At 46.1% G+C, this 13736-nt stretch carries 13 protein-coding genes and 1 pseudogene; 1 reads left to right on the forward strand and 13 read right to left on the reverse strand.

Annotated features, from left to right (window positions below; all coding sequences use genetic code 11):
• Window positions 1-5: 5 nt before the first annotated feature.
• Window positions 6-503, reverse strand: coding sequence for a DDE-type integrase/transposase/recombinase (locus H4684_RS15035; protein ID WP_192624379.1), 498 nt, complete (start codon window positions 501-503; stop codon window positions 6-8).
• 289 nt (window positions 504-792) lie between these two features.
• Complete coding sequence (locus tag H4684_RS15040) at window positions 793-1074, reverse strand: hypothetical protein (RefSeq protein ID WP_192624380.1); 282 nt, start codon at window positions 1072-1074, stop codon at window positions 793-795.
• Window positions 1075-1241: 167 nt separating this feature from the next.
• Between H4684_RS15040 and H4684_RS15045 the strand changes: the two genes are divergently transcribed.
• Window positions 1242-2633: an IS4 family transposase gene (locus H4684_RS15045; protein ID WP_192624381.1), complete on the forward strand. Its 1392-nt coding sequence runs from the start codon at window positions 1242-1244 to the stop codon at window positions 2631-2633.
• Between the two features lie 206 nt (window positions 2634-2839).
• On the opposite strand, the gene H4684_RS15050 is transcribed toward H4684_RS15045, so the two are convergent.
• The 11 genes and pseudogenes from H4684_RS15050 to rfbF all read right to left on the reverse strand — a co-directional run bounded on the left by H4684_RS15050 (window position 2840) and on the right by rfbF (window position 13632).
• Complete coding sequence (locus tag H4684_RS15050; protein ID WP_225940465.1) at window positions 2840-3790, reverse strand: GDP-mannose 4,6-dehydratase; 951 nt, start codon at window positions 3788-3790, stop codon at window positions 2840-2842.
• Entirely contained in the window at window positions 3787-4878 is a 1092-nt protein-coding gene (locus H4684_RS15055) for a glycosyltransferase family 4 protein (protein WP_225940466.1), read from the reverse strand. The genes H4684_RS15050 and H4684_RS15055 overlap by 4 nt, the downstream gene beginning before the upstream one ends.
• Window positions 4879-4903: 25 nt before the next feature.
• The gene (locus H4684_RS15060; RefSeq protein ID WP_192624383.1) at window positions 4904-5752 is read right to left on the reverse strand and encodes a glycosyltransferase family 2 protein; all 849 of its coding nucleotides are present in this window, start codon (window positions 5750-5752) and stop codon (window positions 4904-4906) included.
• Window positions 5753-5870: 118 nt separating this feature from the next.
• Window positions 5871-6668: pseudogene (locus H4684_RS15065) on the reverse strand (ISL3 family transposase); the annotation flags it as partial.
• 81 nt (window positions 6669-6749) lie between these two features.
• Window positions 6750-8279, reverse strand: coding sequence for a lipopolysaccharide biosynthesis protein (locus H4684_RS15070; RefSeq protein ID WP_192624384.1), 1530 nt, complete (start codon window positions 8277-8279; stop codon window positions 6750-6752).
• 7 nt (window positions 8280-8286) lie between these two features.
• Window positions 8287-9066: a cephalosporin hydroxylase family protein gene (locus tag H4684_RS15075; RefSeq protein WP_192624385.1), complete on the reverse strand. Its 780-nt coding sequence runs from the start codon at window positions 9064-9066 to the stop codon at window positions 8287-8289.
• 14 nt (window positions 9067-9080) lie between these two features.
• Entirely contained in the window at window positions 9081-9938 is an 858-nt protein-coding gene (locus tag H4684_RS15080; protein WP_192624386.1) for an NAD-dependent epimerase/dehydratase family protein, read from the reverse strand.
• Window positions 9939-10032: 94 nt separating this feature from the next.
• Window positions 10033-11256 carry a class I SAM-dependent methyltransferase gene (locus H4684_RS15085; RefSeq protein ID WP_192624387.1) on the reverse strand — a complete coding sequence of 408 codons (1224 nt, stop codon included), beginning with the start codon at window positions 11254-11256 and terminating at the stop codon, window positions 10033-10035.
• A complete protein-coding gene (locus tag H4684_RS15090; RefSeq protein WP_192624388.1) occupies window positions 11253-11813 on the reverse strand; it encodes a dTDP-4-dehydrorhamnose 3,5-epimerase family protein in 561 nt (186 codons plus the stop codon). Before H4684_RS15090 ends, H4684_RS15085 begins: the two co-directional genes overlap by 4 nt.
• Entirely contained in the window at window positions 11810-12862 is a 1053-nt protein-coding gene (gene rfbG / locus H4684_RS15095) for a CDP-glucose 4,6-dehydratase (protein WP_318779648.1), read from the reverse strand. Before rfbG ends, H4684_RS15090 begins: the two co-directional genes overlap by 4 nt.
• Window positions 12859-13632 (reverse strand): glucose-1-phosphate cytidylyltransferase, encoded by a 774-nt coding sequence (rfbF, locus tag H4684_RS15100; RefSeq protein WP_192624390.1) that lies wholly within the window; start codon window positions 13630-13632, stop codon window positions 12859-12861. Before rfbF ends, rfbG begins: the two co-directional genes overlap by 4 nt.
• Window positions 13633-13736 lie beyond the last annotated feature (104 nt).

Genomic DNA, 13736 nt, shown 5'->3' on the forward strand with positions numbered 1-13736 from the left:
TTTCGTCAGGCCGCCTTTTGCAGGTTGTCCCGGTAGAACTCACCGGGAGTCTTATCCATCAGGCTAATATGAGGCCTGACCGAGTTATAGAACTTTAACCACTTGCCAACGCCGGCCCTGGCCCCCGAACCGGTCACGTAGGCGTTGAGGTACACGTTTTCGTATTCCAATGATCGCCAAAGTCGTTCGATGAAAACGTTATCCATCCAGCAGCCACGACCATCCATGGATATGGGAATCCCATTCTCCTGCAGGACCTTAAAGAAGCCCTGGCTGGTTAACAGGCTGCTCTGATCAGTGTTGAAGATCTCTGGGGGGCCGTACTTATCCAGGGCCTCTTCAAGGGCAGCAACGCAAAAGTACGTAACCATGCTGTTAGAAAGCCGCCAAGACAGACCAGTCCGGCTATGCAAGTCCATGATCGCCACCAAGTACAGGAAGCCCTTACGCATAGAAATATACGCGATGATGGTGCACGAGACCTGACTACTTTTTTCAATCACGACATCACGTAATAAACAGGGATATTCCTAGTGCATGGGGTTTTGAATGCTGGCCCTAGACTTCTGATATGCCTCAATGAGTTAAGATAGCGACGCGTTTGCCTCACTCCAAAGAACGTCCACTTCATGAATATTCGATCTATCTCTTGTATCAGCATGAAAATACAAGAAAATTCTTCTTTTGCTTTGTAGTAGTACGTCGCTCGATTTAAACCAAGCAACATACACTAACGGTTAATACTGAGCGCCGTGTACACTGGCTCAACCGTCTCTCGCCTGCGGGACGCACTTAACGGACGCTGACTTTAACTAAAAAATCACGCTCCACCGTTAACTGGCCAATTTTAGCGTGCAGATTATGGAGTTGTTTCTCAGCGTTCACGTCTTTGCTCGTTTTTGCACCGGAAAAAATGTCGGCGACTTCGCTTTTGAGCTGCTTGAGCCATTTATTGATCAACGTTTGACGCACTCCATGTTCGGCACTGAGCTGCGCGATGGCTTGCTCTCCCGAAAGGCCCACGAGAGCGACTTTCGCTTTAAACGCCGAGGCGTGATTTTTCCGTTTGGACATGATGATTCTCATTGTGTGAGGTTAATCTACTCGACTTTCGGGGTTGTTAGTAAAGTCGCTGAAACAGAAATCTATCGAGAATAATTAGATATTTTGATTAAGGGGATCCTCCTTCTGTAGTAGTTCTTTTGTTACCACACAACAGAACACAAAAAAAGGATTCCCGCATGCAAACTACAAATAATGCCATCGATTTGCAACTCATTAAAAACGAATGTGAGAGCAGAATCGATTCGTTTTTCAGTCAGTTCGGAATTGCGACTATTGCGCGAAATTCAAGCATTAAGAAAGCAAGAGGATATTCTGCTTTGACTATTCTTCTGAACATCTTTGTTCTTCCGTTTATCGGAAAGAATATCTATCGAAGCATCGTCATCAATCCAAAAAGCGATGTCGGAAAAGATGCCATCTATGAGTTCATGCGCTCAAGCAATTTTGGTTGGAGACGATTCTTGCTCAAACTGGCCTTTGGCGTTCATGAATTCATAGACGGGTTGACCAGCAAAGATCGCGAATCCGTGCTTATTCTCGACGATTCCACCATTGAGCGTCCCAGATCAAAGAAGGTTGAACTGTTGGCAAAGGTTCACGACCATACGACCGGGCGATTCCTCAAAGGCTTCAAGTTGCTCACGCTGGCCTGGTCCGATGGATCAACCCTTTTACCTCTGGACTTTGCGCTACGCTCTTCCGCGAACAAAAAGCAACGATACCAGGAAGTTTCCAAAGACCTTGATAAAAGATCATGCGGTGCGCGGCGGCGTCAGGAGGCAGTGACCAAATCGACAGAACTGGTTGAGCCCATGATTGTGCGTGCACTGAAGGCCGGTATCAAGGCCAAGTACCTGCTCATGGACAGTTGGTTCGCCATGCCCACCCTGATCTCCGATGTGTGCAAGCACATCCCCGTCATCTGCATGGTCAAACGCACGCCCAAGATCCACTACATCTTCGAAGGACAGAAGATGGACGTGACGCAGATTTACAGCCAGATCCGCAAACGTCGAGGCAGAGCCAAGATCCTTGCCAATGCCCAAGTCGAGTTCAAGGATGGCCTCAAAGCCAAGCTCGTCTTCGTACGAAACAAGCACAAGAGAGACTGGCTGGCCTTGCTTACCACGAACGTCACCCTTGCCGATGAAGACGTAGTCCGCATTTACGGCAAGCGCTGGGACATCGAGGTATTCTTCCGCACGGCCAAGCAGCATCTGGAACTGGAGAAAGGCTGCCAAAGCCGGGACTTCGATGCCCTCATCGCCCACACGACCATCGTGATGACCAGATACATCTTTCTCAGCATCGAGAAACGCAGGACGGAAGATCCAAGAACCCTCGGCCTGCTGTTTCATCGTTGCTGTGAGGAGGCCGAGGACTGCAATCTCGTCAAGGCACTGTGCCAAATCCTAGGCATCACCTTGGAAAACCTAAAGAAACTTGGCGAAGCTCAGAGCCAGGCAGAGCGCATACTGCTTAAGGCTTTTCAAGAAGGAATGCGTAGTTTGGGGCACAATTTCGATTATATTTTCAATGAACAAAGGTTGTTAGCTGCTAATGGCTAACCCCGAAAGTCGAGTTAATCTATCATACCTGCCCAAATTTTGGGGAGCACCTCTTTCCCAACCATTCAGCTTTTTCCGTACTGCCGACAGAAGTGTTCAGGCGTCATGTTGTTAAGACTTTAAGGCGGACGAGCGGGACCGTTGTGCCACCTCCATTCCCCAATCACAATCCGAGCCTCGACCCGACACAGTAATCGTTACATCACTCAAGACCGAACAGCTCCACACATATTAGCTATAACACCGTCGACATCGACCGCATGACACCAGCCCAGAATCTTCCGCGCCTTTTCCGGATTAGCTCTTCCTTCCATAATATCTGCAGGACGGAATAATGATGGATCAACTTCAACGTAATCTTTCCAGTCTAGACCAAAATAAGCAAAAGCTTTTTCTGTGAAATACTCCAAAGAAACAGTGCGCCCTGTAGCGATCACATAGTCATCAGCAACATCTGTATTTAACATGCGCCACATCGCCTCAACATAATCTGGCGCCCAACCCCAATCTCGCTTAATAGCAACATTTCCTAACTCTAGCTTTTCCTGACAACCTTGAGCTATACGTGCTGCTGCTTGAATAATTTTTTGTGTCACAAATCTATTTAGACGCAATGGCGACTCATGATTAAACAATATTCCAGTACAAGCAAATATATTGTAAGCCTCTCTGTAATTATGAACTAACCAATGAGCCGAAGCCTTCGCAACCGCATAAGGACTGCGCGGACAAAATGTAGTCGTTTCGCAGGCGGGCGTTGCACCGGTATCTCCAAAGCACTCACTGGACCCAGCGTTGTAAAAACGTATTGGCTTGTCGACAAAACGAATCGCTTCTAGCAAAGTCAGCGTAGCTCCAGCTATGCTGTCCATCGTTTCAACCGGTTGATCGAACGATAGCCCCACTGAACTTTGCCCCGCAAGATTATAAACTTCATCCGGTGCATGCCGTTTAAAGGTATACAGCACACTGCGAAAATCATTGATAGCCATCGATACGGTTTCAACTTGATCTAAAATTCCTAGTGTTCTCAAATTGCCAAAAGATGCGACCATTGAATCTCGCGACGTACCTACCACATCATAACCTTTCTCAAGGAGAAAACGCGCCAAATAAGCACCATCCTGACCACCAACACCACAAATCAAGGCTTTCATGATAGCACCCGACGGTAAACATCCAATGTTTCCAGAGCACAGCGATCCCAAGCGAACAATTTAACTCTTTCTTTTCCACGACCTATTAAGTCATTTCGAACCGAATTATCAAAAACTACACGCTCAATTGCGTCCTGAATAGACTCAACATCATATGGATCAAACATTCCAGCGGCATCTCCTACAACTTCAGGAATTGAACTTATATTGCTGCAAATTACCGGACAATCATAAACCATTGCTTCGAGAGGGGGCAAACCAAAGCCTTCGTATAAAGATGGATAGATTAGCGCACTTGCGTTTTGATATAAGCTAGCTAACACCTGATCATTACTGGAAATTTGTGATATTTTTTTCTCTGACAGGCCTTTCCGTGATAAAAATTCCCTCTCACTTTTACTGAACTCTCCTCCGCCAAAACAAATTATATTGAAATGCTGAACTAATTTTTTCGAAGATACAAATGCAGTAATAAACTTATCGAAATTTTTGTATCCACCTCGCGAACCAACATAAAGCAAATAGGCATCGGCATCCATTTTCAAAGAAGAAATATCTTTTAGCATCACAACTGAATTTTCGATACCTAAGTATACTACGGAAATTTTAGACTCATCAACTTTAAAATACTCTATCAAATCATTTTTTGTCTGCTCAGATATGCAAATGACATGGCTAGCCCTCTCTACAGCCTTTCGCTTCAACTCAGAAGTTCTATCCGAACTGCTAAACAAATCTGGAAATATCTCATGAATCATATCATACACTGTCAGCACATTATTTTTTTGCGCAATCGAATTAAAAGTATAATAAGTCTCATGCACTATATCAGGCTTCCATTTTAACACATATTTTTTTGATAAATAATTATTTATTTCTTTTATAATTCGATGTGTTTTTGGAGGAAAAGAGTTGAAATAATGGTTTATTAAAAAATCCCTGATCGACTCATTCAAAAAAGCATTTTTATGTAACGGAGCAAAAACGCAAACATCTTCTCCTGCACCGATCATTGCATTAGCTATTTTAACAAAATAGCGTGAAATACCGCCATATTTTTGCACTGAAAATATTTGATGATCGAACATAATTCGCATTTTAAATAGCCCTAAGTTAAAACTTAAATTTAATCTGACAAAACACAGAAGCCTTTACTGCCAGCATATTTAACTTGAATAAATCTTTAAAAATTTTAATTTTTACAAAAAAAGAACAACCGGAACAAATCAAAACAACTGATTTAATAAGATCGATGAAGGGAATAACGTAATGAATAGAACTCTGCCTGTAGTGCTTCAATATTTTACCAGAATTACTAAAACCCGATCTACCTAATACAAGATACCCTTGATTAAGTCGCATTGTCTTTCCCTCAGAAATAACTCCTAAAACAATAGCCCAGTCAGAACCCAAAAAGTCATGCTTTAAAAATATATTTTTTTTTAAAATGCTTGATCTAAACAGCGAGTAAAACCGACCATTCGCATGCCAATATCCAAAAAAATTTGAAATTCGAGCAGATTTTGCACCCTCTAATGCTCCATCACCCATTCTTTCTTGATCGAACGATCTACCCTCATATCTAGTTGGACTTGTAGATGCGACATATTCCAGATTGCGATCCAAAAAATAACAATTCAACTCTAAATAGTCTAATGATCGAATGTCATCACATGCATTCCACATAAAATATTCGCCTACAGATTCAAAAAGTACAAAATTAAAGTTTGCTAAAGCTCCTCGGTTTTCTGGCCACCGTACATATCGAATACGTTTATCTCTGGCTGCATACTCGCGACAAATCAACTCGGTCCCGTCCGTCGAAGCATTGTCAGAAATAATCAACTCAAAATCTGTGAAAGTTTGCTCCAACAAGGATTCTAGCGCCTCACGTATAAATTTTGCACCGTTATAAACCGGCATGCCAATGCTGACTCGGGGAGGCATTGTTGTTTCTTCCATAATCTTCCATAATATTCTGGGGTTATTCGAGTTTGATGCGAAATTAACCAACCTCAATCAGCTTAGATAGTCGATCCTGAAAAATTTGGCCCTTCCGGAAAATCTGTGGGTAACGTGTTCAAACTGACCTTGGATACAGGTCGAGTCCACCACAGAAAAAATAGATCGCCGTCTTGAAATGATCCTTGTTGCTGTACCCACACGCCTTTCGCTTGATGCTCATGATCTTGCTGTTCAACCCTTCGGCGACGCCGTTGGTGATCCGGTGGCGGCAGAAAGTCAGGATATTTTCAAGATGCCGCAAAAGTAACTGTCCCACCCGCTTCATTGGTTTCAAGCCGGAACGATCAATCCATTTTATCCAACGCTTGAAGAATCTGCGTCCCCATCCAGGAGACATATAGTCCCACAATGACTGTAAGTTCTCTTTCATGGCCCACGCCTTGGCCACATTGAGATCGCTGGCCTTAAGGACATCGAAGGTTGGCTGATGCTTGGCAGGCAAGTTCTCCGGGCGAAACAGCCAAAGGTACTTGGTCCCTTTGAGGGTATTGTCGCCCTGAGCCATCAGAGCTTTATTTTCTTGCTTACGCACTTTGTCCACGGCTTCGTTCACGTATTTCATGACATGAAATTTGTCGTGGACGATTTTGGCTCCGGCATCCGGCACATGCGCCATGGTCGCCGTGAAATATGGTTCCCACATATCCATGGCGATGGCCCGTATGGATTCCAGTTGGCCTGGCGAGAGCCTGCGGTAATATTCCTCCAGGCTGCTCTTCTTCCGCTCTTCGGATACATGCTCGACCGTGCTGCGCATAAGGTCGCAGACGATGGTCATGTGGGAGTGCCCTTTGCGGAATGCTTTTTCGTCCACTCTGAGATAATGAATCGGACGGGCCTCCTTGCGTGAAATCACCATAGTCTACCTGATCGCGCCCCGATTCAAGTTATGGTGGCTTCATGAATTCCACTTCAAACGTCGAAGAAACTATTCTCATTTAAAAAACATTAGCTTTCTGTTGAATTTATCCAGCACAGATCCAACAATAGATCGTACTTCTTGTCTAACACGATTTGCAGCTAACCCACTAAGGCCCAATGCGAGAGAGGACGCGAATGCAAGCACCAATACCTGCGCGCTCAAAGTCTCAGGTGCCGGCCATAAGATCTTGACTATTCCAACCGCAAATGTCGCAACGAGCAAGGGTGTCAGTACATCTTCTTTGTACCACCGCCATTTCTCTGCTTTCATGATTCGTCGATACAGAAATTGTGCTGCGATTAAGCCATATCCTGCATTCAGAGCTACCCAGATCCAAGCCGCACCCAACGCCCCATAGCGAGGCACGACCCACAGAATGGCGGGAATGATGAAAAGTACAGCGACCGAATTGACATAAATAGCCAAACGCAACCAACCATGGGCCAACTGCATTTGATAAGGGATTCCCAGTAAACCGTTCAACAAATTGCCAAAAATCAACAAACTCAATAAAACTGCCACATTTTCCGACAATTCTGCATCCTGCGTCCATAGCAAGAGAAATGTCTCAGCATAATAAATTAGCACTATGGCGGCGCTTCCAGCAATGACACTCACCAGTTGCGCACCCTTGTGGTAACTATCGGCCAGCGCTAACGTATCGCCGTGGGCCTGCAGTTCGCAGAACCTCGGATAAAAGGCCTGGAAAATAGGACCTATCAACATGCTCAGCGCACCTGCAACAGCGCCAGCAAGTGTATAGTGGCCGAATTCACGCAAAGTTAAAAGTTTCGAAAGCAGAATCTTATCGACCTGAGTTAGCAACAGGGCCAGGATAGTGATGCCTACCATCCCCCCTGCAAAGCGCCACACGCATCGCAGAGCATCCAGAGAAAAACGACCTTTTCGCTCGCCTTCAGGAATACTGGCGTAAGTTGTGGCAAAAAGAAGTGCCAATGTCACAAGCGAGACCCCCCCCTGCCACAGAAAAAACGCCCCGATGGTCGGGGATACCCAAACCAAAATTCCCAAAGCTCCAAGGCCGCGTAGGGTGGCCATGACGCTATTTACGACATTGAACAACACGTGCCTCTGCAGACCGACGATGGCACTACGGTACACTCCTTCCACAAAGCGCAGCGCTGTGACCAAGCCCATGATTGTGAAGACCTGCGCCACCATCTCGCTGGGCAGCGCTTCGGCTTTCAACCACGAAGTAGCTATCCAGTCCGACCCCAGCGCAACGCCACCGGCGATCAGGACGGCCACCACCACGGCAATAATTTCAATGCTGCGCAATAAGTCGCGGATCGATTCGTTGCTGTGAGTGCCCGCAGTGAAACGCGCCATCTCCCGCCCCAGCGTAGGTGTCATACCCATATCAAGAAGGCTCAGCCACGCCTGCAACACCGCAAACAGTCCGATCAATCCGTAAGCCTCAATGCCGAGAAGCTTTATGTAATACGGCACGAAGGCCAAGCCCATAAGAGCCGCCCAGCCCTGGCCAAGATAGTTAGCTACGAGGTTACGCTTAAGCGCCATGGATTGCTTACTTAGTCCGTTTCAAAAACCCTTCGGGGGCAACTGTTATCAATAGTTTACTTTGGATACTTTTGTCGATTTCAAACTCAGGATGATCGTTAAGATATTCCCAAACCGCTGTCTTTGGACTATTCCCAACGCCCCATGGTCGATCAGGAAACATATTTTCAGGCATGTCTTCGATAATAGTATCAAAAACCACACAATAACTACCCGGAGTTACCAAGGGAGCATAGGCATTCAGTTCCGCCAGAACATGATCATGAGTGTGCATGGAATCCAAGCAGACCAGAACGCACTCATAGCCTGCCGCCACTCTTAACACCTGATCGATTACTTCCGGCTCAATAGAAGACCCCTCAATCATCTGTATACGCGAAGCCATCGGGTGCAGCTCAATGGCTTCGCGGTTGTGGGATCGGATGTCGATATCAATGCCTAAGACCTTGCGCCGCGACTGCCTAGGGTCCAAGGTAGTTTCTGACTCGATCGCCTCACACATGTCGAGTAACGCCAGCATAGAGGCGTTCATGATCAGCGAGCCCCCGTGGGCAATGCCGGTTTCAATTATTAGATCAGGCTTAGTTTGCCATATCAACTCCTGCATCGCCACCATGTCTTGGGGGTACTGAATTATAGGGCGCCCCATGTGTTCAAAGTTGTATGGATACTTGTAAACAAAAGAGTAGTTTATAAAATTTTTGCTCGCATCTTTCAGATTATTATCCGCAGCCTGACTGTTGATAAAATGCGCACATTCACGTTTAAAGCTATCGTAGCAACTCATATATTTTTTCCACTTTAATATGTTAGAAGTCCATCGCAAAGACTTACATTTTGAGTCCAACCAAGTGCACGCAATTTCTGATTATCTCCAACAAGAAACGGAGGATCATCTTTTCTTATCGATTCATATTTTAATATTTTATCTGCATTATTCCCACAAATGCTTGCAATTTCTCGAACAATACTTTCGATTAAGACTGCTTTGCCTGAGCAAATATTTATAATCTCATCGATTTTATTCGTAGCGCAAAGATAAATAGCATCGACGGTATCCGAAATATGTAAAAAATCTCTATATGCACAACTGTTAACACCGAATGGAGCCTCTTCTGTACGAAAAAATCTAAACAAAGAAGGCACTAATCGAGCTTGTGCCTCATCAACTCCATAAGGATAGAATATTCTCGCCCATGTCAATGTCCCTTTATACTGATTTTTAATCAACTCGATAACTCGACGAGTTGCACATTTAGATTCTCCATACAATGTTTTTGGACCTTCTGGAGTCACATTTTCCACGCAATATCCATAACGCCAATCGTATTCTGCACAAGTCCCTGTGACCAAAGCATGCTCACCACCATTTTTATAAAAGGCATCTAGCAAATAGAATGTAGCTCGAATCCACTCAATATTGAGTGCTGAATCCCAATACTTACCATGGTCTGCATACCATGCTAAATGAATTAAATGAGTGGGCTTAATTTTACCCATAATTTCGACAAAATTCTGGGTGTTAAGCAAATCGACTCGAATTCCGTTTTCTTCCACAAAATTTCGCCCCAACACCACAAAATCAACACCCTTAGACTTAAGCAACATCGTCAAATGTCTACCTATAAACCCCGTAGCACCTGTGACTAATACTTTCATTACAACTTCTTAACCTATTGCTAAACTTTAAAGACGCCCACATACGTATTTAAAAAGCGCTTAAATCTCCATAGCCTTCAGCTGCCTGATCGCTTCATAAGATTACTAGCGCAGGCAATGCAGTTACGAATTGCGCACCACGCTCTTTAAGTGCTGAATTTTGCTTTTGAACTTCTTCGACGATATTCCACGGCAAAATCAACACAAAATCGGGTTGCGCGGCGACCATTGCTTCAGGATCTAAAATAGGAATATGGCTTCCAGGCATAAATTTTCCCTGTTTGGACTCTGCTGCATCACATACGAACGGCAGCAAATCAGGTTTTACCCCTGCGTAGTTCAACAACGTATTCCCTTTAGCGGCTGCGCCGTAACCGACAACTTTTTTTCCCGCACACTTTTGATTGATAAGAAAAGTAAGTATATCATCCTTAATCTTATTGGCACGGGATTGAAAATCCAGATATGATTCCAGACGCTGAAGACCATGACTTGCCTCATCGTGCAACAGGGCTGCCACCGAAGGCTGGCTTATTCGGCTATCGTCAGCATGACAACCATACACACGTAGACTACCGCCGTGTGTTGACAGCTCTTCAACATTCCAAACTCGCAAACCCACTGACTCAAAAATCCGGCTGACGGTGTAAAGCGAAAGGTAAGAAAAATGTTCATGGTAAACCGTATCAAACAGGGTGTGCTCAACCAGACGCATCAAATGAGGGAATTCAAGGGTGATTATTCCGCAGGGTTTAAGCACTGTTTTCAGACCACGCACAAAATCATTGATGTCCGGCACGTGCGCCAAAACATTATTGCCAACAACGAGATCCGCCTTCTTCCCTTCGGCACTCAATCGCTGACCAAGCGCTTCGCCAAAAAACTCCCGTAGGACAGGTATGCCAAACTTCTCAGCTGCCGCCGCAGTACTCTCAGTCGGCTCTATCCCCAGACAAGGAACACCGGCGGCAACAAAATTCCTGAGCAAATAACCATCATTCGACGCCACCTCGACCACGAAGCTGGACGAATCCAAGCCAAGCATCTCCCGCATGGTTGCGGCATAGCGGGCCGCGTGGCCCAACCAACTGCTCGAAGTACTGGAAAAATACGCATAGTCTGGACAAAAGAGATCTCCGGCCTTGGCGTAATCTTCGGTTTGCACCAGCCAACACTGGTCACAAACCTTGACTTTGAGCGGGTAGTAAACTTCCGGACGGCTCAAATCCTCGACGGTGAGATACGCATTGGAGGGCGGAGCAAATCCAAGATCAAGAAAGGTGTGCTGGAGCGGAGCCCCGCAATGGCGACAATTCATACAAAAATACCCGTAAAAGAGTCTGTTAGTAAATTATGAGCGGAATCTCGCTCAGATATCAATGCGATCTTCATTGGCCAAACGATGCCAAGCAATGGATCGATGGCCCGCACTCCGCCCTCAAACCCCGCAACATAAGGAGCGGTGTGGCAATAGAGGAGTTCGACGTCGTCAGTCAACGTTTGAAAACCATGCGCGAACCCTTCAGGAATGATCATAGATCTGTTGTTGTCGGCGGATAGTATTTCACCATGCCAGGAAAGAAATGTGGCGGAACCCTGTCTCAAATCAACAGCCACGTCATAAACTTCGCCGCGCAAACATGTCACCAGCTTCATTTCCGAATAAGGTGGAAGCTGAAAATGCATGCCGCGCACAGTGCCGATCTTCGGCGTGACCGTATGGTTGATTTGCGCGATGGGTTCAGCCCAGCCAGCCAACGCCAACTCTTCAGCGCAAAACAGTCTTGCCAAAGAGCCGCGAGCATCTCCCAAGCGATGACGGGTAATGAGTTTCAGTCCGTCCAGGGGTAAATGCGAAATTTCCAAGCGAGTCATTGCGCAGCCTCGAATGCGGCAATTTCCTGTTCGCACAAAACATCCGTCCGCCCACCTTGATGCTGCCTGCGATACCAGACAACGGTGCGCCCAACAGCCTCCTTCAAAGGCCAACGGGGCTTATAGCCTAACACGTTTCTAGCCTTAGCAATTTCCAAAGCTAGGCAACCAGCTTCGTGCGGCCCATCAGACCCATCGCCATACTGAACGATGCCCTCACCGTAAAACATGCGGGCCATTTCGATTATTTCCCTGACTGTCGCCGCCTCATGCGTTTCGGGGCCAAAATTGTATGCCCCGGCAATTTCAGGTCGGCAATAAAGGTGCTCCGCCAGAGTGAGATATCCAGACAAAGGTTCCAAAACATGCTGCCAAGGTCGAACCGACTGCGGTCGGCGAACCGTCAATGCCTGGCCGGACTGCCAACACCGGATAGCGTCAGGGATGAGCCTATCCTCTGACCAGTCACCACCGCCGATGACGTTACCGGCACGAGCAGTGGCGACCGCAACTCCCTGTTGTCTCAGGAATGCATCACGGTAGCTAGTAACGACAATCTCGCTGGCAGCTTTGCTCGCGCTATAGGGATCGTGCCCACCCAGTGTATCGCTCTCCCGGTAAGGCCAAGACCATTCATTGTTGTAATAAACCTTATCCGTAGTGATCATGATCGCGGCCTTAATTGAATCCAAACCCCGAAGTGCATCCAAAACATTGACAGTTCCCATCACGTTAGTCGCGAAAGTCGCGATCGGTTCGCGGTAACTGGGACGGACCAACGATTGGGCGGCAAAGTGGAACAAAATATCAGGCTTCGCGCGCTGAACCAGGTCATGAAGGGCAACCCCGTCCGTAATATCACAGAAATGGCTATCACAACGATCACTGACCTCAGCCAGAGAAAACAGGTTTGGACTGGAAATCGGAGGCAGGCTAATACCAGTGACATGCGCGCCCATTCCACTGAGCCATAAAGTCAGCCAAGCGCCTTTGAATCCCGTATGACCGGTCAGCAGAACGCGTTTGCCGCACCAAAACTGAGTTTTCACGACCAGACCTTCCAGGGTGCCTTTCCGGAAACCCAAAGGTCTTCCAGCAAGTTTTTCTCGCGCAATGTGTCCATTGGCTGCCAAAACCCGCAATGTTCGAAAGCCATCAGTTGCCCCATGGAGGCCAGGTGACTGAGCGGAGAGCCTTCCCAACTACTTTGGTCGTTTTCAATCAAATCCAAACATCGGGGCTTAAGTACGAAGAAACCACCATTAATCAGGCCGCCATCTCCACGAGGTTTTTCTGTAAATCCAACAACTTGATCGCCAAAAATTTGCAACGCTCCATAACGGCCGGGTGGCTGCACGGCTGTCACTGTGGCCCAACAACCATGCTGTCTATGAAATTTAATTTGCTCCGCAATATTGATGTCTGCAACGCCATCTCCATATGTGAAGCAAAATGACTCATCATGTTTTACATAATCAGCAACGCGACGGAGACGACCACCAGTCATGGTATTTTCACCTGTATCAACAAGAGTAACCCGCCAAGGTTCTGCATGTCGACAATGCACTTCCATTTCATTTTTTTTCATATCAAACGTAACGTCAGACATATGAAGAAAATAATTCGCAAAATACTCTTTAATAATATATCCTTTGTAACCACAACAGATTATGAAATCATTAACTCCGTGGCAAGAATATATCTTCATTATATGCCACAAAATAGGCTTCCCACCTATTTCTATCATTGGCTTGGGTTTAAGATGCGTTTCTTCTGAAATGCGGGTACCGAGACCACCCGCGAGGATTACGGCTTTCATGAATGATACCCTGAATCCGTGAAAAAGTTGCATTGAATATACAGTTTTGAAACATTTTGCACTTGAAATAAATCAATGATATCGGTATATTGAACTTGCTTTTC

This window comes from Desulfomicrobium macestii (assembly GCF_014873765.1).
Lineage (GTDB): Bacteria > Desulfobacterota > Desulfovibrionia > Desulfovibrionales > Desulfomicrobiaceae > Desulfomicrobium > Desulfomicrobium macestii.